The organism is Bacillus shivajii (assembly GCF_020519665.1).
Classification (GTDB): Bacteria; Bacillota; Bacilli; order Bacillales; family Salisediminibacteriaceae; genus Bacillus_CA; species Bacillus_CA shivajii.
This window is the reverse complement of the sequence record NZ_CP084703.1, coordinates 1,010,204-1,030,102: the sequence shown is the minus strand read 5'-3', so window position 1 is coordinate 1,030,102 and position 19,899 is coordinate 1,010,204. Positions and strand designations below refer to the sequence as shown.

17 protein-coding genes and 1 pseudogene are annotated in these 19,899 nt (G+C 38.5%); 4 read left to right on the top strand and 14 right to left on the bottom strand.

Features of this window, described 5'->3' with window-relative positions:
- Positions 1-49 precede the first annotated feature (49 nt).
- The gene (locus tag LGQ02_RS04910) at positions 50-772 is read left to right on the top strand and encodes a hypothetical protein (RefSeq protein ID WP_226517110.1); all 723 of its coding nucleotides are present in this window, start codon (positions 50-52) and stop codon (positions 770-772) included.
- 57 nt (positions 773-829) lie between these two features.
- Here the strand turns inward: LGQ02_RS04910 and LGQ02_RS04905 are convergent, their stop codons facing one another.
- The 9 genes from LGQ02_RS04905 to LGQ02_RS04865 form a co-directional block, all read right to left on the bottom strand.
- The gene (locus tag LGQ02_RS04905) at positions 830-922 is read right to left on the bottom strand and encodes a YjcZ family sporulation protein (protein WP_226517109.1); all 93 of its coding nucleotides are present in this window, start codon (positions 920-922) and stop codon (positions 830-832) included.
- 230 nt (positions 923-1,152) lie between these two features.
- Complete coding sequence (locus LGQ02_RS04900; protein ID WP_226517108.1) at positions 1,153-1,254, bottom strand: YjcZ family sporulation protein; 102 nt, start codon at positions 1,252-1,254, stop codon at positions 1,153-1,155.
- 164 nt (positions 1,255-1,418) lie between these two features.
- On the bottom strand, positions 1,419-1,520 hold the full coding sequence (locus LGQ02_RS04895; protein ID WP_226517107.1) for a YjcZ family sporulation protein: 102 nt from the start codon (positions 1,518-1,520) through the stop codon (positions 1,419-1,421).
- Positions 1,521-1,638: 118 nt separating this feature from the next.
- Positions 1,639-1,734: a sporulation protein YjcZ gene (gene yjcZ, locus LGQ02_RS04890; protein ID WP_226517106.1), complete on the bottom strand. Its 96-nt coding sequence runs from the start codon at positions 1,732-1,734 to the stop codon at positions 1,639-1,641.
- A 401-nt stretch (positions 1,735-2,135) separates the two neighbouring features.
- Positions 2,136-2,606, bottom strand: coding sequence for a thioredoxin-dependent thiol peroxidase (bcp, locus tag LGQ02_RS04885; protein ID WP_226517105.1), 471 nt, complete (start codon positions 2,604-2,606; stop codon positions 2,136-2,138).
- A gap of 74 nt (positions 2,607-2,680) precedes the next feature.
- On the bottom strand, positions 2,681-3,109 hold the full coding sequence (locus tag LGQ02_RS04880; protein WP_226517104.1) for a potassium channel family protein: 429 nt from the start codon (positions 3,107-3,109) through the stop codon (positions 2,681-2,683).
- A 76-nt stretch (positions 3,110-3,185) separates the two neighbouring features.
- Positions 3,186-3,971 (bottom strand): ABC transporter permease, encoded by a 786-nt coding sequence (locus LGQ02_RS04875; protein WP_226517103.1) that lies wholly within the window; start codon positions 3,969-3,971, stop codon positions 3,186-3,188.
- Positions 3,972-3,975: 4 nt separating this feature from the next.
- On the bottom strand, positions 3,976-4,761 hold the full coding sequence (locus tag LGQ02_RS04870) for an ABC transporter permease (RefSeq protein ID WP_404802403.1): 786 nt from the start codon (positions 4,759-4,761) through the stop codon (positions 3,976-3,978).
- Between the two features lie 7 nt (positions 4,762-4,768).
- Positions 4,769-5,779 (bottom strand): ABC transporter ATP-binding protein, encoded by a 1,011-nt coding sequence (locus LGQ02_RS04865; protein WP_226517101.1) that lies wholly within the window; start codon positions 5,777-5,779, stop codon positions 4,769-4,771.
- Positions 5,780-6,626: 847 nt separating this feature from the next.
- On the opposite strand from LGQ02_RS04865, the gene LGQ02_RS04860 reads away from it, so the two are divergent.
- From LGQ02_RS04860 to LGQ02_RS04850, 3 genes are all read left to right on the top strand, one after another.
- On the top strand, positions 6,627-7,922 hold the full coding sequence (locus LGQ02_RS04860) for a glutamate-1-semialdehyde 2,1-aminomutase (protein WP_226517100.1): 1,296 nt from the start codon (positions 6,627-6,629) through the stop codon (positions 7,920-7,922).
- Between the two features lie 307 nt (positions 7,923-8,229).
- The gene (locus tag LGQ02_RS04855; protein WP_226518224.1) at positions 8,230-12,717 is read left to right on the top strand and encodes a glutamate synthase-related protein; all 4,488 of its coding nucleotides are present in this window, start codon (positions 8,230-8,232) and stop codon (positions 12,715-12,717) included.
- Positions 12,718-13,215: 498 nt separating this feature from the next.
- A complete protein-coding gene (locus tag LGQ02_RS04850; RefSeq protein WP_226517099.1) occupies positions 13,216-14,295 on the top strand; it encodes an FUSC family protein in 1,080 nt (359 codons plus the stop codon).
- 376 nt (positions 14,296-14,671) lie between these two features.
- Here the strand turns inward: LGQ02_RS04850 and LGQ02_RS04845 are convergent, their stop codons facing one another.
- From LGQ02_RS04845 to fabL, 5 genes and pseudogenes are all read right to left on the bottom strand, one after another.
- Positions 14,672-16,414 (bottom strand): ABC transporter ATP-binding protein, encoded by a 1,743-nt coding sequence (locus LGQ02_RS04845; RefSeq protein WP_226517098.1) that lies wholly within the window; start codon positions 16,412-16,414, stop codon positions 14,672-14,674.
- Between the two features lie 163 nt (positions 16,415-16,577).
- Entirely contained in the window at positions 16,578-17,105 is a 528-nt protein-coding gene (gene ntdP, locus LGQ02_RS04840; protein WP_226517097.1) for a nucleoside tri-diphosphate phosphatase, read from the bottom strand.
- 74 nt (positions 17,106-17,179) lie between these two features.
- Positions 17,180-17,641 carry a DUF3939 domain-containing protein gene (locus tag LGQ02_RS04835; RefSeq protein WP_226517096.1) on the bottom strand — a complete coding sequence of 154 codons (462 nt, stop codon included), beginning with the start codon at positions 17,639-17,641 and terminating at the stop codon, positions 17,180-17,182.
- A gap of 759 nt (positions 17,642-18,400) precedes the next feature.
- Positions 18,401-18,565: pseudogene (locus LGQ02_RS04830) on the bottom strand (gamma-type small acid-soluble spore protein); the annotation flags it as partial.
- A 435-nt stretch (positions 18,566-19,000) separates the two neighbouring features.
- Entirely contained in the window at positions 19,001-19,762 is a 762-nt protein-coding gene (gene fabL / locus LGQ02_RS04825) for an enoyl-[acyl-carrier-protein] reductase FabL (protein WP_226517095.1), read from the bottom strand.
- Between the last annotated feature and the right edge of the window lie 137 nt (positions 19,763-19,899).

Genomic DNA, 19,899 nt, shown 5'->3' with positions numbered 1-19,899 from the left:
AGGATAATTATATCAAGGTTCAACTAGGCAAAATAAGGAGAACAATGTCATGAAGATTTTACTTTTAATACTTATATTTTTAACCGCATGTTCACAAGAGCAAGAAGAGATTACAGAAGAGTCATATGATATACACGGTAAATATATGGGTGGAGGAAATTCTTCAGGTGTGATTCGAGTCTTTGTTGAAGATAACTACGGTGGTAAAAATATTAAAATGAATAAACCAGAAGAATTAGATGAGTCTTATCATGTGGAAGCTTATTTAATCGAGTTGACTGATGAAACAATTTTTATTGATGGGAGTACAGGAAAAGAAGTTGAAAGCCCTCATTTTTCAAGAGCCAATTTTTCAGTATCAGTCAATGTACTTGAAGCATTTGAACGAGAAGTACAATCCAATTATCCAAACTACATTAATTATCAGTTTGCTCTTCTCCCCCATTATACAGCCGATACGTTGAAGGTCTATCCGATTACACCAGAAGACTATCTTGGTATGTTTTCACCAGTTGAAGAAGGCAAATACGTGATTATTAGCTTTATAGACAGAACAGAAAGTCCAGATAAAATCTATGAGCTCCATCAAAAGTTTTTGGAAATCCAAGAAGACGGCATCGCAGTCGAATATTTTTCATTTAACGAAACTCAACAAGAGTTATTAGAAGTTAATGAAGTGCCATCTTATTTTCTTCTTGATAAAAACGGGCAAATATTACGAACGCCTGAATGGGAAATCATTGAACAACATTTATACGAGCAAAAATACTAAGAGGCTGATTCATAAATGGTGATTGAATCAGCCTTTTAGCATGGAGACTCTCAGCATTTACCAAGCACAATAACACCCTATGATCACTAACAAAATGAACAGTACAAGAATTAATGGAAAAATTGTCGTTGGTTTATAGCATCCAGACATTTGCAGCCCTCCTTTATTTAAAATAAAGTACAATATATACTACGTCACAAAAGAGGCTCGGGCAGGGCTTTTTAATTAGTTCGTTTATAATTGATGAAGTTGTCTATTTATAAGAAAAACGACAGCGCTCAAGCAACGCGCTCGCGGAATTAGCATCGGTGCTAAAGCTTTATAAATTCATAAACTTAAGAAAGAGCCTGCTGTCTAAAAGCAGACTCTTAACTTAATGCTTACCAAGTTGCGCAAGCGCATCCAACAATCACTAAAAGAACGAAAAGTACAAGCACTAATGGGAATCCAGTAAATGGTTGAGTTTTATAGCAATCAGACATCGAAAATCCTCCTTTATTTGTAATAAATTACACTATACCTTATGGAATAAGGGGAAGAATGGCCTGGGCAAAATCATTAGTTTTGTTGTAAATAGTGAAAATGACTACCCATAAAACTCAAAAGAAAGAGTCTGCCTTCACTAGGCAGACTCACCTTCTCATTCTTACCAAGTCGCACAAGCGCAACCAACAATCACTAAAAGAACGAAAAGTACAAGCACTAATGGAAATCCAGTAAATGGCTGTGTTCTGTAGCAATCAGACATCAAAAATCCTCCTTTATTTATAATAAATTACACTACACCTTATGAGAGAAAGCGACCTATAGACAGGGCAATATAATCAATTTTGTTGTAAATAGTGATAATGTCTCACCTTCACTTTTTAGAAGTCACAGAAACATCCAATGATCACTAACAAGATAAACAATACTAATACTAATGGGAAAATCGATACTGGCTGTGCATGCTTATGACACATTATTTTTCCCCTCCTTTACTCTAAATAACTTACAATTTATCTTATGAAAACAATAAGGGGGGGACAGGGCAAAACCATTAGTCCTGTTATAAATGGTGAAAGTGTCTATCATTGGAAAAAGAAAGAGTCTGCCTTTATAGACAGACCCTCACCTTTTATTTTTCTTTAGAAGTCACAGAAACATCCAATGATCACTAACAAGATAAACAATACTAATACTAGTGGGAAAATTGTAGTAGGTCTGTAAGACATAAGAATCCCCTCCTTTACCATAGATTCAATATAAACTATGGTAAAAAGAAGGGGATGGACAGGGCTATCAACTCTATTCTTTGAAAAATAGCCTGTAGACCAAACCTAAATATGATGGAACTCCTAAAAGCAACAGACCGCCTAACCGATTACTTCGTTTCTTCTCTTAAATATTGTAACGCTTCTTCTACATGACCTTTCACACGAACTTTACGCCATTCTTTCATTAACTTTCCTTCTTTATCAATAATAAATGTTGAACGCTCAATACCCATATATTCTTTCCCAAAATTCTTCTTTAACTTCCAAACTCCAAATTCTTCAGCAACTTTATGGTCTTCATCTGCAAGCAGTTCAAATGGTAAGTCATGCTTGTCAATAAACTTCTCATGACGATTAACTGGATCTGGACTCACTCCTAAAATTACAGCATCTACATCTTTAAAGCTTTCATGATTATCACGGAAGTCGCATGCTTGGGTTGTACAACCTGGTGTCATGTCTTTTGGATAAAAATATAGTACTACATACTTGCCACGATAATCTGATAAGTTTACTTCCTTGCCGCCATTTGCTTCCAATGTGAAATCAGGTACTTGTTGTCCTACTTCTACTGTCATGATTATTTCCTCCTTGAAGCTTTTCTTAAAATTCTTTTGTATCCTTTATTAAGGATAACCAATCTAAGAAAAAGCTACAAACGTTCTGCTTTTTTATCATGATGAATGACTGTTGTAACGACAAAGGCCGCCGGGAGCAAATAACCAATTAACGCCTGTACCATCGCAATCCACCTTCCGATCCCTTGTGGAATAATATCTCCGTATCCAACGGTCATGAGTGTTACTGCACTAAAATATAATACGTCTTCTACAAGGTGAAGGAACGTGTCATGTTCAAGTTCATTCCCTTCAATTAAGACATCAATCCCCATTAATTCAAGTCCTAAATAAATCACACCGAACCCTGCCATGACTGTAATATAGACGGCTATGAGTACGAGGAAATTTCGAAATGAAATCCTACTTCCATGAAGCGGCTGATTTTTCAACAATAGACGAAAGCTCATTAAAATCGCAACAATCGCAGAACCAATAATGATTAAAAAAAAGAGGTCCCTCATTCGCATCACCTCCATTTACCATATGAGTAAATAAAGACTTTTAGGACAAGGGACCATAAATCTTTTTATTTAATTGTTAATTTCCCGCTCCGCGGTAACGTTTCACACCTTCATTCCATAATACAACCGCAATCGTAATAAAAACTAGTCCCATAACCGGCGTTAAAAACGCATAACCATACCATTCTGTGCGCCCTAAGAAAAACGCCGATGGATATACACCGACAAATGCAAACGGTAGTATCCATGTTAGTACGTAACGAATTACTTGGTTATAAATATCGACAGGATAACGACCGTAGTTTCCGATGTTATACATCATCGGCATAATATCTGTTTTACTATCAGACCAAAAACTAATACTCGCTAAAATGATAAAAATCCCTGCATAAATGAGTGAACCACCAATCACCATTAAGAAAAATGCAAACGGATCATACCAACTTAACGCAAGCCCTAACTGTGATCCAGCATAGAACATAATAACAATCCCTGTGATCACACCGAACATCGATTCAAGTTCCATTCGTTCAATAATGATTTGAAACAAACTATGAATCGGCCTTGTTAATACTCGGTCCATTTCACCTTTTACAATGTAACGATCATTGAAATCCCAAATATTAAAAAACGAAGAGAAAATCGCATACGGCACTAAGAAAAAACCATAAATAAAAATAATTTCTTCCCTACTCCAACCGCTAAGTAAAGTCGTATGGCCAAAAACGACAAGAATAAATATCAGGTTCACTGCTTGGAAAAGTAGATCTGAAAAAAGTTCAACAACTAAATCTGCTCGATAACTCATTCTCGTTTTCATATATTGAGAGGCGTATTGAAAAAATATAGAGACATAAAACATCGATCTACCCTCCTTGCACGATTAACTGACGTCTTGCGATGATCCACATCACTTGGATCGGAATAAATAAAAACAGTGACCAAAACAATTGGATACCGAGTGCAGAATAAATTTCAGTACCTGTAAATCCTTCTGTAAAAATCATCGACGGAATATAACTAATCGCTTGAAACGGCAAAAAGCTCATAATGTCTTGCGCCCATAACGGGTAAAACGAGATCGGAAGCAACAGTCCGGAAAACAAGTCAATCACCACTCGCTTTGCTCGAATTAATCCGGTATTGTACATTAAGAAAAACGTCAAGATTCCTGTAATTAAATTAATTTGCGTATTGACGATAAAACTAAAAATAATTGATACAAAGAATAATAGCCAAATACTTATTGAATTCGAAAAATCAATGGGGAATACAAGCCATATTAGAGCCATTCCCGGAACTGAGAAAAAGAGTAACCGGAACAGCCCTTCTCCGAGCCCTTGCATTGTCTTCATCCCTAAATAGTTATAAGGACGAATCATTTCAACGGCAACTTTTCCTTCTTGAATCTCTTGAGCAATCTCACGATCAATATTGTTAAAGTAAAATGCACGCGCCATCCACGCAATCGCCACGTACGTCGTCATTTGCGTGACACTTAAACCTTGAATCGATTCTTGAGATCCATAGATCGCCTGCCATAAAAAATAATAGGCACCGATATTGATAGAATAGATTAAAATGCCACTATAATAATTCGTTCGGTAGGCAAGCATCATTAAGAAACGAATCCGTATCATCTCGAGATACATACTTACATTAACCATGGACAACGCCTTCTTCGTAAATGTTTCGGATGATCTCTTCGGTCGACACTTGGTTTAATTTCACATCAGCAATTGGATGGACCGCCATCACTTCACTCATCACTTTTGAAACAGCATCATCGTCCCCTTCGACCGTTGCGATCCATTGATTGGCTCTCTCACCTTTACGCCACTTGACGTCATAGGTTTGCGTTAACACTTGTAATGACGTGAGTGATGCTTCCTCGTGAAATTCAAAATGTACTTGCTTTCCTTCAACCCAATTTTTTTGCAATTGTTCTAGTCTACCATCATAGATGATGTTTCCGTCATCTAATAGAACAACTCGGTCACATAGTGCTTCAATATCAGCTAAGTCATGTGTTGTAAGCAAAATTGTTGTTTTATATTTTCGGTTAATTTCCTTTAAGAAAGCACGGATCTTCATTTTTACAAGAACATCTAAACCAATCGTTGGCTCATCTAAAAATAAAAGTGGCGGGTTATGGATAAGCGCCGCTGCCAATTCACAACGCATACGTTGACCTAAAGAAAGCTTGCGAACTGGCTTATCTAATAAAGGTTCAATTTCTAACGTCTCAATAACTTCTTTCATATGAGATTCATAATCCTCATCTGAAACTTTATACACTTTTTTTAGTAGCTTAAAAGATTCTTGAACGGCAATATCCCACCAAAGCTGTGACCGTTGACCAAAAACGACACCGATCGTTTGCACAAACTTTTCTCTTTCTTTATGTGGGTTCATCCCATTTACACGAACCTCACCAGCTGTTGGGGTTAAAATTCCGGTCAACATTTTAATGGTTGTTGATTTCCCCGCTCCATTTTCTCCAATGTAACCGACCATCTCTCCTTGTTTTATATTTAAAGAGATGTCGTTGACTGCACGTAAAATTTTATAATTTCTCGTAAACAAATCGCGAAAAGCTCCTGCTAACCCTTGCCGACTTGAATACGACTTAAATTCTTTTCTAAGGTTATGAACTTCAATGACATTCATATTATATCCTCCTCTCACCACAACTTTATAAGTTTAACGAAAGGGGCGTCGAGATTCAAGGAAGAGTGTTTATAGTACGAAGGGATATATTGGATTTTGTTCATCACTTTTATGGTTTGTTCATCACTTTTATGGTTTGTTCACCACTTTTGAGTTTTGTTCATTACTTTTGAGTTTTGTTCACCACTTTTGAGGTTTGTTCATCACTTTTGAGTTTTGTTCATCACTTTTGAGTTTTGTTCATCACTTTTGAGTTTTGTTCATCACTTTTGAGTTTTGTTCATCACTTTTGAGTTTTGTTCATCACTTTTGAGTTTTGTTCATCACTTTTGAGGTTTGTTCACCACTTTTACGGTTTGTTCACCACTTTTATGGTTTGTTCACCACTTTTATGGTTTGTTCACCACTTTTGAGGTTTGTTCACCACTTTTACGGTTTGTTCACCACTTTTGAATTGCACATAAAATAATGTGGATCGCACTCGAAAAAGTTTGACCTCCTCCGAGACGGAGGTATAGCACCTTTTACCGGAACCACTGAAAAAATCAGTATGTCCGTTCAAAAATTCAATCCTTTCACACCAGAGCACAAACACTACATCCCCTATCCTTCACTTCATTCGAATTCACGGTGTCTTACTTGTAGCATTTCAGATTTACTTGCTAGTTTCATCACTTACTTGCGACTTACTCTTTTTACTTGCGAGTTTCACCACTTACTTGCGACTTACTCTTTTTACTTGCGACTTTCACCATTTAGAGCATAGTTATAGTTATCAATCGCATTCATGTTACAATAGAGCGTGAAAAACTGAACAGTTTAGTTTGTACATAAGGAGGACCATCATATGAAGTACGATCAGTCAAAACAATTATATACAGAAGCACAAGAAGTGATCTTAGGGGGAGTAAACAGTCCTTCTCGCTCATTTAAAGGCGTTGGTGGCGGTCACCCGATTTTCATGAAAAAGGCAAAAGGAGCATACTTTTGGGATGTAGATGACAACAAATATTTAGATTATTTAGCTGCATATGGACCTATTGTTACAGGACATGCTCATCCCCACATTACGAAGGCGATTCAAGCAGCTGCAGAGGATGGTGTTTTATACGGAACACCAACTATTTATGAAAACAAATTTGCAAAAATGCTTCAAGAAGCGATTCCTTCTATGGAAAAGGTACGCTTCGTCAATTCAGGTACTGAAGCAGTGATGACAACGATTCGCGTTGCTCGTGCTTATACAAGAAGAGATAAAATTATCAAATTTGCAGGATGTTATCACGGACATTCTGATCTCGTCCTTGTTGCAGCTGGGTCTGGCCCGTCTACACTAGGTAACCCAGACTCGGCTGGTGTTACAAAAAGTATTGCTAAAGAAGTGATTACGGTTCCGTTTAACGATATCGACAGCTTTAAAGAAGCCCTTCAACATTGGGGAGATGAAATTGCAGGTGTTCTCGTTGAACCGATCGTCGGAAACTTCGGGATTGTTGAGCCAGAACCTGGCTTTTTAGAACAAGTCAACGACCTTGCCCACGAAGCTGGTGCCCTCGTCATTTACGATGAAGTCATTACCGCATTCCGTTTCATGTATGGTGGGGCACAAAACTTGTTAAACGTTGAACCAGACATGACAGCTCTCGGAAAAATCATCGGTGGTGGCCTACCGATTGGAGCATACGGCGGAAAGCAAGAAATCATGGAACAAGTTGCACCTTTGGGACCTGCCTATCAAGCAGGAACGATGGCAGGAAATCCAGCTTCGATTCGTGCAGGAATCGCTTGTCTTGAGGTTTTAAAAGAAGACGGTGTTTACGACAAATTAGATGGACTAGGGGCAACCCTAGAAGAAGGTATTGTTGCATCAGCTAAAAAGCACCAAATACCAGTAACTGTGAATCGATTAAAAGGAGCACTAACTGTTTATTTCGAAGTTGACCACGTAAGCAATTATGAACACGCAGAAAACAGCAACGGAGAAATGTTTGCTTACTTTTTCAAACAAATGCTTGATCGAGGAATTAACCTAGCCCCTTCAAAGTATGAAGCTTGGTTCTTAACAACAGAGCATACGAAAGATGATATTAATGAAACGATTCAAGCAGTTGACGATGTCTTCTCTAACTGGAACCTCGCATAAATATACACCTTTAAACAAGAGTGAAAATAAACTTTCACTCTTGTTTTTTTATAAAAAATACTGAAAACGCTTACAGATTGATGTCCGTAATGATGAAGCTACATTACTAACCTATGAAAAACTGTATGTTTCAACCGTGAAAATGTATAAATAATTGATTTATTCTTGGATAGATGATAAAGTAATCATAATTCTGACAATTCTGTTAAGTTGGAGGTGAATGTCTGCCTAACGTTAAGTAGTGATCTAACGGTACCCATTCTTTAGAGAATTTTTTAGGAGGTGAAGGTCAGCTGTGACCGAATTTATGAAAAATAAAAATAAGCTGATTGAAAACTTTCAAGGAGCATTAAAAGAAGAGCATGATAGCTGCGGAATCGTTTCTTTTATTGAAAAAGAAAATATCCCTACAAAAGAAAATATCGACAATACGATTGATGCACTTATTAAAATGAATCACCGTGCCGGATTTATTAACGAGGAAGGTGATGGCGTAGGAATTCACATTGACATTCCAAGGCTTCTTTGGAAAGAAAAGCTTGAACAATATGACCGTGATCCAACACTTGTTAATCACCCATCATTTACTGTCGGACACATTTTTATTGAGCAAGGAACAGATGTAGAAACATACAAAACTAACATGAAACAAAACTTTGCCGAAAAAGGACTTACTCTTATTTTTGAAAGTGATTCCGAAACAAACCGAGAAGCACTAGGGCCAATTGCTAAAAAACACGAGCCTACTTTTTGGCAAGTGGCGTTAGTTGGCGACAAAGACATGTCGATGACATCATTACGCGCACTTCTTTTTGAATTAACGATTGATTTTGAAAAGAATCCTGCCGTACATGTCGCTTCTCTCAGCCACGAACATGCCGTATATAAAGTGATGGGCGGCGGAGACATTTTGCCAAATTATTATAATGACTTAGCAAACAAAAATGTGGCATCCACAACAACATTAGGACATAATCGTTATTCAACGAATACACTTTCGAATTTTTTCCGCGTTCAACCGTTTAGTGTCATCGGTCATAACGGGGAGATCAATACAATTGCAAAGCTTCGTGATGAAGCAAATATGATTGGCGTTCCTCTTGTTGACGGAGGAAGTGACTCTCAAGATTTAAACCGTGTGATCGATACATTTGTTTCAAAACATGAACTATCACTTTTTGAAGCGATGGAAATCTTATTCCCGCCAATCATAAATGAAATCAAGCATTATCCTGAGCAGTTACAAGATTTATTTACGTATATTCGCGAGGCTTGGGGACATTTCGCCCAAGGTCCAGCGGGGATCATTTCACGCTTAGGTAATGAAGCTGTTTTTAGTGTTGATTCACTTGGGTTACGCCCTGTTTGGATGCTTGAAACAGAATCAAGCTACATTTTCTCATCAGAACAAGGAATCTTTACATCAGATCACTATTTATCTGAGCCAAAACCATTCGCTCCAGGTGAAAAAGTAGGTCTGTCTCGAAATGAACAAGGAACAATTGAAGTATATTGGCATGATGAACTTCAAGAAGAAGTTTACGAGCGTATGTCTTCAAAACTACCAATTGACGGAGCAAATAAACGATTAAATACAGAGATTACTAGTCCAGCTGACACAATTCAGTTTCAGCTAAATGTCCCACCTTCTGTTTATGCAGCAAATGGTTGGGATCGTGAACATATTCAGTTAATTGAACAGATGGCAGACAAAGGAGCTGAACCGATCCGTTCATTAGGTCACGATGCTCCGCTCGCCGCGATGCACCCAGGTAGACAAAACATTTCTGACTTTATTAAAGAGAGTGTTGCGGTTGTCACAAACCCTGCCATTGATAGAGACCGAGAAATGGAGCATTTCTCAACACGCGTTGTTATTGGGAAACGCCCTGCCTTATTTGGAAAGGAACCTTTGAGTACCATTTTACAACTCGACTCACCGGTCGTTGCAGAAGCAATGTCTGGAAAAACCTTAGAGGAAAAATACGGCCAACTTTCTTACGAAGGATTACTTAAACGCTACCGACAAACGAATGAAGTTCATACCCTCTCAATGGTCAGGCTCGAACATGAAGATGTTAAAACATCGTTACAAAGACTTGTTAACGAAGCTTCAGAGGCGTTAGAAAATGGTAAAACTTTACTTGTTCTTGATGATGATGGTACACATGAGGAGGATCATTATTGGCTTGACCCCCATTTAGCTGTATCAACGTTAGATCAAGAGCTTACAAAGAAAGAGAAACGTCGTTTAGGGTCAATTGTACTTCGTTCTGGGAGTATTCGATCTTTACACGATATTGCCGTTGCATTTGGACTTGGTGCTGACATCATCCATCCATACATTATGTTCGCAACGGTTGTTGATGAAGATACGAAGCCTGCAACAAAGTTGTATAGCGCATTAAATAAAGGCTTAGAAAAAATTATCTCAACAATCGGTATCCATGAACTTCGTGGATATGGAAGACTCTTTTCTTCCATCGGATTAAACGAAGAAATTGCTGATCGTTTAAATATTGTAAACTTCTTAGCTAGCAAAGACTTAGGCTATAACTTTGAAAAAATGAAAGAAGAAAGCTTAAAACGTAAAGAAGACTTTGAAAATGATAAAGTGCGCCCTGGAAAGACCTTTCATATTTTCCCACGACTATGGAAGTCTCTTGGTGACCTCGCTTCTGGAAAAGCAGGATACGATGCTTATCGGGAGAAATTAGATGAACAAGAAGCGAAAAACCCAATTAACATTCGCCACTTAACATCGTTTAAACAAGTGGATTCGAAAGTTATTAAAGAAGACGTCAATGTCGGGGTAAAAAATCATGATTTACCATTTATGATTAGTTCAATGTCGTTTGGCTCACAAAACGAAGTGGCCTTCCGTGCATATGCCGAAGCTGCTGATCAGCTGAATATGATCAGCTTTAACGGAGAAGGCGGCGAAATTAAAGATATGCTTGGAAAATATCCGAATACACGAGGCCAACAAATTGCATCAGGACGATTTGGTGTAAACGTTGAACTGTTAAACTCATCAAACTTATTAGAAATAAAAATTGGTCAAGGCGCTAAACCTGGTGAAGGTGGTCACTTACCTGGATCTAAGGTAACAGAAAAAGTTGCTGCTGCACGTAACGCGACTACTGGCTCTGACTTAATTTCACCTTCAAACAACCATGACATTTATTCGATTGAAGACCTTGCCCAAATGATTACCGAAATTAAAACAGCGAACGACCAAGCGAAAGTTGCTGTAAAGGTACCGATCGTACCAAACATCGGAACGATTGCCGTCGGTATCGCAAAAGCTGGAGCAGATTATATTACATTAAGTGGCTTTGACGGCGGTACAGGTGCAGCACGTGTTCACGCTTTACAACACGTCGGCCTCCCTGCCGAAATTGGCGTAAAGGCAGCACACTTTGCCCTTTTAGAAGCTGGATTACGTCATAAAGTTGAAATTTGGGCTGACGGTGGTGTCAAAAGTGCAGCTGATGCTATAAAACTCATGCTCTTAGGTGCAAACCGAATTGGTTTTGGAACATTATCGATGATTGCTGTTGGGTGTACAGCTTGCCGTGGTTGTCACTTAGACACTTGTCACGTCGGAATCGCCACACAAATTGAATCCGAAGCTCAAGCGAAAGAACACGGGCTCCGACGTTTTGTACCTCGTGAATACGATCTAGCCGTCCAAGGCCTGAAAAACTTATTCAGCGCTTTTGGTGAAGAATTACAAGCACTAACAGCAGCACTTGGTTTTAAAAACACGCAAGAGCTTGTTGGGCGCTCGGATCTATTAGAGCAAGTACATGGTCATGACCAAATGGACTTAACAGATTTGCTTGCGACATTACCAGAACAAGATGTAGCGACATTCGAACCTCTACATGTCGTTGAAGAAGAATCACAACTAGCCGTTGCAGTCGGCGCTGAATATTTAGATGGCAATGTTGAAGAATTAACAACGTCTCGCTCATATGAGGCTGTCACTGCAGAACAACGCGTATTAGGTAGCCGCGTCTCTTGCCACCGCGTTCGCGGAAAACTGGATGGCTCCTATCGTGAGTTACCTAAGGTCGATCTAAACTTTACGAAAGGTTCCGTCCTAGGAAACGGTTTAGGTGCCTATAACAGTGATGGTGTCAATATTCGCATTGACGGAGGCGCACAAGACGGTGTCGGAAAAACATCGTTCGGAGGCAGCTTCAAAATTTTCAAATCGATCGGAGGTCGTGGGGAATTTGTCAACGGTTCTGTCGGAAAAGGGGCAGCCTATGGAGCTCAACAAGGGTTGTTCATTATTCAAGGAAACGCAGATTCTCGCGCAGGAATCCGCTTATCTGGAGCTGACATGATTTTCGGTGGTCGCTTGAAAAAGCCTTTAAAACCTGGACGTAAATACGGTATGGGCATTCACGCTAATTTAAAAGGCTTTGCCTTTGAATATATGACGAATGGGCGCGGCCTCGTTCTCGGCGACCCAGGTCCATGGATTTGTGCTGGTATGACTGGTGGTGTCGTTTACTTAAGACACGACCCTGAAATGGGCTTAGATGAGAAAGCACTAAAAACTCGTATTGCAAAAGGGGCGAAAGTATCATTAGAGCCATTAAACAAAAATGGTATTGATGATGTTACTGAATTATTAACGACATATCATCAAGAACTTCTCGAACAGAAGCAATTCGATGAAGCAGCCATCATTGATGAATTGATGAAAAATCCTAGTGAAAACTTTAAACAAGTCGTTCCAGTTAAACAACAAGCAGACCCAGCTGTTTCAACAGAGTAATAATGTTCGTAGATGTCAGGCTCTTCTTATGAGCCTGACATCTTTTTTGTCATTATAATAAAGTTCTCATATTCGAGAGGTTGTGAATGCACATGAGATGGGATTATCGCACGTGAGGTCATACCTTCGCACGTGAGGTCATACCTTTGCACGCAAGACATACATAGGCTTAGCTAATTTTCAAATACCCAAAGATGACATGCCACTACCGTTATTTTTTCAACAAAAATGGGTATATAGAATAATCTGAATCCATTAAATACTACTTGAAACTTTTTGAAAACAAGTGTATAGTACCTAAAATAACCATCGAATCACTTCAACTATTTCTTATCATTGGAAGAGTTTACACAAATTTTATATCCTAAGAGTAAACACACTCGATATAAAGCTCTTACATCATTAATAAATGAGTAGGAAAATGTGAAACCTTTCATATGATAAGTCGTTTACAAAAAAGGAAATACACGATCTGAAAGGGTAGGATTAAGAAAAACTATGAGGCTTGGAGCCCGTATATTTAAAACAGGTTTAGCTGTGACTTTAGCTTTATATGCAGCAATTTGGCTAGGGTATGATACACCAGCGTTCGCTGGGTTAGGCGCATTTTTTGCCGTACAGCCTTCCGTCCATAAAAGCATTACATTAATTTGGGATCAAGTGCAGGCAAATATCATTAGTGCAGGACTAGCCATCATTTTCGTTTTAGCATTCGGACACGAACCATTTGTTATCGGTGTTGTCGTTTTACTCGTCATCGCCATTCACTTAAAGTTAAATAAAGAAGCCATTATACCATTGGCAGTTGTTACGGCAATTATTATTATGGGTAATCCGACAGATGAATTTATCCCGTTTGCACTAAATCGTTTTCTATTAATTATGATTGGTGTTGTTTCAGCATTTATAGTAAATATGATTTTTCTTCCACCAAAGCATGAAAACCTACTATACCATAAGGTTACGAATATTAACGAGCAAATCATTCAATGGATTCGACTATTAATTCGCCATGATGCTGAGTACCAAACGTTAAAGAAGGATATAGATACGATCCGCGAAAACATGTTAAAGGTAGATAATATTTTTGCACTTTATAAAGATGAACGAAACTTGTTCCGTAAAAATGAATACGCACGAATGAGAAAAGTTGTTCTATTCCGCCAAATGATTCACTGTACAAAAAAAGCCAAGGAAATATTAGGAAGTTTAAGCAAGCATGAAAATGTGTTAAATCAACTTCCAGAAGAAATGGAAGAAGTCTTAATTACTCAGCTTGATTATTTAACGAACTATCATGAACGAATTTTGCTAAAATATGCCGGGAAGGTAAAGCCACATTCAACAGATGAGCTTTATGAAGAGGTTGGTCTCGGGAAAAGACAATTAACAGAAGTTTTCATGCAATATTATGAAACACCTGAAATTGATCGAAATGAATGGATTCACTTCTTCCCTGTGATTGCTCTTATCATTGAGTACAGTGAAGAGTTAGAACACCTAGACCGGTTAATGGATGGCTTTTATACATTCCATCAAGATGAAAACGAAGTCGATATTAGTGAAAAAGAGTTTTAAGAACAAAAGCGCAAGCGCCTTGTACACGAGCGACAAGCGCTGGAGGCCCGGCATGAAGAAAGTCGCTCAAGACTTCAAATGACGGGGCGAAGCGACCTCGAGCGAAGCTACGGCATTGAGTTTGCTTCCTTGCAGCTTTGCGACGAGTAAAACGAAGTGACGCAGGAGTCAAGTAGGCGCGTAGCTGTCTCTTCCTCTACTAGCTTTCCTTCGAAGATTTATCCGTCGAGACAACTCGAAGTACCTCTGAGAAGTAACGCTCGTCGCTGAAGCTAGACGTAACCACTAGCTAGAAATTTATCCACAAGCACATATTTTATAATTTCCTAGACTATTAAGAAAACAGAGGTCGCAAATTGACCTCTGTTTTTTCTCGTTAATTTAATTGTTGAACTTGGAAGAGGCGGTGATACGCGCCTTCTTTTCGCATCAATTCATCGTGTGTACCCATTTCCACTAATTCGCCGTGATCAATGACAAGGATTCGATCTGCATGGGTAATTGTTGATAGACGGTGCGCAACAATGAAAGTCGTTCGGTTTTCCGCTAAGCGGAATAATGACTGTTGAATTAAATGCTCACTTTCTAAGTCTAATGAGCTTGTCGCTTCATCAAAAATAAGAATTTCCGGGCTTTTTAAAAACACTCGTGCTATCGCAATTCTTTGTTTTTGCCCACCCGACAGCTTTACACCACGCTCTCCGATATTTGTATCATACCCTTCTGGCAAGTCCAAAATGAACTCGTGTGCATTGGCCGCTTTGGCTGCTTCGACAACCTCTTCATCTGTTGCATCAGGTCGCCCCATTAAAATATTAAACTTCACGGAGTCGCTAAAAATGACGTTATCTTGTAAAACCATGCCAATTCTGTCGCGAAGTGAACGGACTTCATAATCACGAACGTCCTTTCCATCGATAAGAATTCGCCCATTTGTTACATCATAAAAGCGTGGGATTAAACCCATAATTGTACTTTTCCCTCCGCCACTCATACCAACAATCGCAACTGTTTCGCCACCTTGAACGGTGAAGCTCATATTTTTTAATATCGTTTCATCTTCATCATAACTAAAGCTTACTTGATCAAAGATAACTTCGCCCTTCGGAAAACGGTAAGGAACGGCCCCGTGTTTATCTTCAATATCATATTTTTCATCAACAAGTTCAAAAACACGATCCATCGAAGCGATCGATTGTGTTAGTGTAGTCGAAGAGTTAATGAGTCTACGTAGAGGGTTATAAAGACGGTCCATGTATGCCACGAAAGCGACCATCGTACCGACGGTTAAGTTCGTCTGAATGACAAGTGCACCTGCTGCTCCAATGACTAAAACTGGTGCAAGGTCTGTTATCGTATTTACTACAGCAAAAGTTTTCGCATTCCAACGTGTATGATCAAGGGCTCTGGCTAAGAAGTTATCATTTTGCTTATTGAATTGTTTTTGCTCATGATCCTCTAAAGCAAAGCTTCGAATCACGTTCATCCCTTGCAGTCGTTCATGTAAATGACTTTGAACTTCAGCTAATGCTTGAGAACGCTGCCTTGTTAACATTCGTAATCGACTGTAAAAATATTTAATCGCGAAACCGTAAAATGGAAGGAGAGAAATCGCGATCAATGTCAGCCATATATCCATCGTAAACATAATTATAATTGCTACAACAATCGTGAACATGTCTAACCAAATATTCATCATTCCTGTAATAATGAAGTTTTTCGTCTGTTCTACATCATGAATCACACGTGAAATAATTTCTCCCGATTTACGGTTGGAGTAAAATTTTAAACTTAATTTTTGCAAGTGGGTAAAGAGTTTTTCTCTAATGTCATAAAGTACTTTACTACCGATCCATTGTGCAAAATATTGTCGATAGTATTCAATCGGTGGACGAAACACAATAAATATAAAAAGAACGATGCCCATAAGCCAGTACAACTGCGTTAACTTTTCATCGGATGTTAAATGAGCTGCACCGATGATATCATCAATAACGTATTTTAAAATGAGTGGGATAACAAGTGGAATCCCGAATTTCAGCATTCCGATAATGACTGTCCCGATAATCTCTTTCCAATAAGGCTTTACAAACTGTAAATACCGTTTAATACTATCCAACCGTTGCACCTCCTCCTGCTCTCTCTTAGGATAACCATAATCGTTAAACAACACTTCTTTTTTGTTAAGAGCATGTCGAAATATACGTCCACTTTTGACCAACGTTTCTGTTAAAAGAAAGAAGCGGCCCTATAAGAGCCGCTTATGTTTTTTCACACCCTGCTTATCGATATTGTAAAAAGCGTTCATACCAATATTCAATAAAACCAGGTTCAAAAGGTCCTTTCTGCTGGCTGACCCATGAAACAAGTTCATCAACACTTCGTCGCAAAATAATTTCGACTTCATCTGGATAATTCATTTGTTTTTTATGTAATGCAAATTCATCTTCATCCAACAGCTTGTACGTCATGTCTGGAAATACTTTTATGTCCAAATCATAATCAATATATTTTAATGCTTCGTGATCATAAGTAAATGGCGTGCCTAAGTTGCAGTAATAATGAATCCCATCATTACGGATCATCCCGATACAATTAAACCAATGATCAGCAGTAAAGTAACAGATTGCAGGTTCTCGAGTTCGCCACTGTCTACCGTCTGATTCTTGTACCATAATACGGTCATTGCCACCAATCACCTCATGAGAAGTTCCTTTGAGTATGATTGTCTCTTCCCAAATACGATGAAGTTGTCCGTTATGTTTATAGCTGTGTACTTGTATGTTACTGCCTACTTTGGGAAAACTCACTGCTTTTCTCCTTTCCTCCTAAGTTACAAATGGGCTTAACGACTTAGTATGATTTAGGGACATTACTCATTGCACTATTTTTTCGACTTGCGATGAGTTACCATACGATCGTCTGGATGTAAATATAAATCAAATGGCGGTTTCTCTACTAAGTAATCTTGTAACTTAAAATAACTTAATTTTCGGTAAGGGTCACCATTTATTACAGGTTCTTCTCCTTTTTCAAGCAAATATTGATCACATGCAATTTGACATTGATCAATATGCTTTGGGTAATTAGGATCTTCGAATATTTCAAATGTTTCTTTTGACATGTAAAATGGCTTGTCTGGTTTCCCACCTAAATAGTCACATAGTAGGTCATAGTCAACCTCATGACTATCAAGGACAATGCTCCTTAACGATACTCCTTTTTGAAGGGATTTTGCATAATTGTTTACTGCCTCACGTACATCATCTATCGTGACTGAAACAACTTTTACTTCTTTTTTTCTCTCAGCCTCATTTTTCTTCTTCCTTCTTTTACCGAAAAACATCGAACATCCCTCCAATGTTTGATTGAAAAAAAGCATTAGATCCTATCGAGTTAACACTCCTCACCTTTAATGTTTAAAATACTGCCCCTATATTCGTTATTGTTTTTATAAAGATTCCTTTTCTTCCTCTATCTTCCTTATTATACTATTGATTCACCGATTTTAAAACGATTCAAAACACAAAAGCTAAAAGACTTAACAAAACAAAATTGTCGGGGACCAGGTCCCCGACAATTTTGTGAACTTTTTTTGTTTAAAATAATGGCTATGTAAAAGTTGGTTGTTGATTTTGTGCTCCTGCATCACTTTGTTTTACTCGTCGCAGTTTGATGTGATTTCGGAGAAGCGAATGCCTTGTGCTCCGCTCTCGGTGGACGCTTTCACCTCTAGGCACAAGTGCGACATCCGCTCAAGCTTCGTTCCACTTGCTATCGCGGTGTCTTCTTTGCCGCGGGCACGGCTTCAGCTAACTTAGGAAAGAAATGATCTTTTCTTTCCTAAGTGGATCTTCAGCTCGTGCTTTTCCCGCTGGAGTCGCCACCTTCGCTTCTCACAAAGAAAACAATTGTTAAATAACACTTTTTATCAACACTGAACTTTAACAGCGTCAAAATAATAAAAAGGAGGCTAACCTAAGGTACCTGTTCTATCAAATACACGTCGAAATGACAAGTCAATCGTTGTGTACTAAAGAATGGTTACCTTATTAGGTTAGCCCCTTTTCTGTAGCGTTAATGGCACGCTATATGAGCAGTTTGATTACTGCTGTTGTCCTTTAGAAGAAGCTTGCTGTTTACGCTGAGCAGATTGTTGGTTCTGCTGGCGTACTTGCTGTGCATCAGTTTCGCTCGCGAACTCGTAGTTTTGTCCTTGAGCAGACTGTTGGTTTTGCTGACGTACTTTTTGAGCATTAGTTTGAGAAGCTTGTGGTTGCTGTTGTTGTTGTTTTTTAGCCATGAGTATCACCTCCACAACAATTATGATGTCCGCTAGCCGGCATTTTATCCGAAAAAATTTACCCTTGATCTTATGAAAATTTTACCGTTAATGATAGGGGAAGTTATGAGAAGTCGTGGGAGTTTTTCATTAGTTTTTAGCTTAGAGCATGGGCTTTCGCTTTGTTCATCACTTCTCTGATTTGTTCATCACTTCTCTGATTTGTTCATCAAACTTCTCAATTTCTTCATGAGATCTTATTTATATAATGATTCTTACTTGCGACTTCCTCCAGTTACTTGTGATTTCCCAAATTTACTTGCAAGTTTCTCCATTTACTTGCGACTTCCACTCAATAAAAAAAATAACGAGGATGGTTCAAGAGTGAGCTAATCACTTATGAATCATCCTCGTTCATCAATATTACGTTAATAATGAAATTCCACCGTCAACGATGATCGTCTGGCCACAAATCATTTTTGCATCATCTGATAATAAAAACATAGCAGTATCAGCTAAATCATTCGGTTCGACAATTCTTCCCACTGGCGTTCGGCTTTTCGCATCTTCTAAGAGTTGTTCTCGATTTGGAAAATGTGTTAAGGCGTCTGTGTCAACAGCTCCTCCAGATACTGCATTTACACGAATACCTAATGGGGCCAATTCGACTCCTAAGTACCTAGTGAGTGCTTCAACTGCTGCTTTTGATACACCGACTGTTGTATAGTTTTTTAAATATCGTTGTGCTCCTAGTGAACTTAAGCTAACGATTGCTCCGCCACCTTGTTTTTCCATGCGCTGTGCGGCCATTTGTGAACAAAATAACATTGCTTTACTGTTAATATTCATTGTCCAATCCCAATGACTTTCTTCTAACTCAGTCACCGGGCGTAGGACACCTGATGCCGCATTATTTACTAGTACATCAAGCCTTCCGAAATGTTCATCAATCGTTTCAAACATCTCTTCAATTTTATCGACCTTACCGATATTCGCTTTAACAGTCAAAACTTCTCTGCCTAATTGACGAATTTCTTCTGCCGTCTCTTCTGCTTTTGATTTACTTCGTGCATAGTTAATGACGATGTTATAACCTTTTTTCGCTAAACGTAAAGCAATTTCTTTACCAATTCCGCGACTACTCCCAGTAACGAGAGCTACCTTACCGTTGTTTTCACCTGACATATGTACATCCTCGCTTTCTTGAACTTCCTGAATTTCAAATTTTGTTCATTTTTACTACCGATTATATCGAATATCGTAATGATTCTCTAGATAAACTATAAGTACTGGTGAAGAACCATAGCATCTATTTTAACATG

Bases quoted from the DNA above. Each gene is read 5' to 3' on its own strand.
- LGQ02_RS04910 (WP_226517110.1), top strand. From the start codon at position 50: ATGAAGATTTTACTTTTAATACTTATATTTTTAACCGCATGTTCACAA.
- LGQ02_RS04905 (WP_226517109.1), bottom strand. From the start codon at position 922: ATGTCTGGATGCTATAAACCAACGACAATTTTTCCATTAATTCTTGTA.
- LGQ02_RS04900 (WP_226517108.1), bottom strand. From the start codon at position 1,254: ATGTCTGATTGCTATAAAACTCAACCATTTACTGGATTCCCATTAGTG.
- LGQ02_RS04895 (WP_226517107.1), bottom strand. From the start codon at position 1,520: ATGTCTGATTGCTACAGAACACAGCCATTTACTGGATTTCCATTAGTG.
- yjcZ (WP_226517106.1), bottom strand. From the start codon at position 1,734: ATGTGTCATAAGCATGCACAGCCAGTATCGATTTTCCCATTAGTATTA.
- bcp (WP_226517105.1), bottom strand. From the start codon at position 2,606: ATGACAGTAGAAGTAGGACAACAAGTACCTGATTTCACATTGGAAGCA.
- LGQ02_RS04880 (WP_226517104.1), bottom strand. From the start codon at position 3,109: ATGAGGGACCTCTTTTTTTTAATCATTATTGGTTCTGCGATTGTTGCG.
- LGQ02_RS04875 (WP_226517103.1), bottom strand. From the start codon at position 3,971: ATGTTTTATGTCTCTATATTTTTTCAATACGCCTCTCAATATATGAAA.
- LGQ02_RS04870 (WP_404802403.1), bottom strand. From the start codon at position 4,761: ATGTATCTCGAGATGATACGGATTCGTTTCTTAATGATGCTTGCCTAC.
- LGQ02_RS04865 (WP_226517101.1), bottom strand. From the start codon at position 5,779: ATGAATGTCATTGAAGTTCATAACCTTAGAAAAGAATTTAAGTCGTAT.
- LGQ02_RS04860 (WP_226517100.1), top strand. From the start codon at position 6,627: ATGAAGTACGATCAGTCAAAACAATTATATACAGAAGCACAAGAAGTG.
- LGQ02_RS04855 (WP_226518224.1), top strand. From the start codon at position 8,230: ATGAAAAATAAAAATAAGCTGATTGAAAACTTTCAAGGAGCATTAAAA.
- LGQ02_RS04850 (WP_226517099.1), top strand. From the start codon at position 13,216: ATGAGGCTTGGAGCCCGTATATTTAAAACAGGTTTAGCTGTGACTTTA.
- LGQ02_RS04835 (WP_226517096.1), bottom strand. From the start codon at position 17,641: ATGTTTTTCGGTAAAAGAAGGAAGAAGAAAAATGAGGCTGAGAGAAAA.
- fabL (WP_226517095.1), bottom strand. From the start codon at position 19,762: ATGTCAGGTGAAAACAACGGTAAGGTAGCTCTCGTTACTGGGAGTAGT.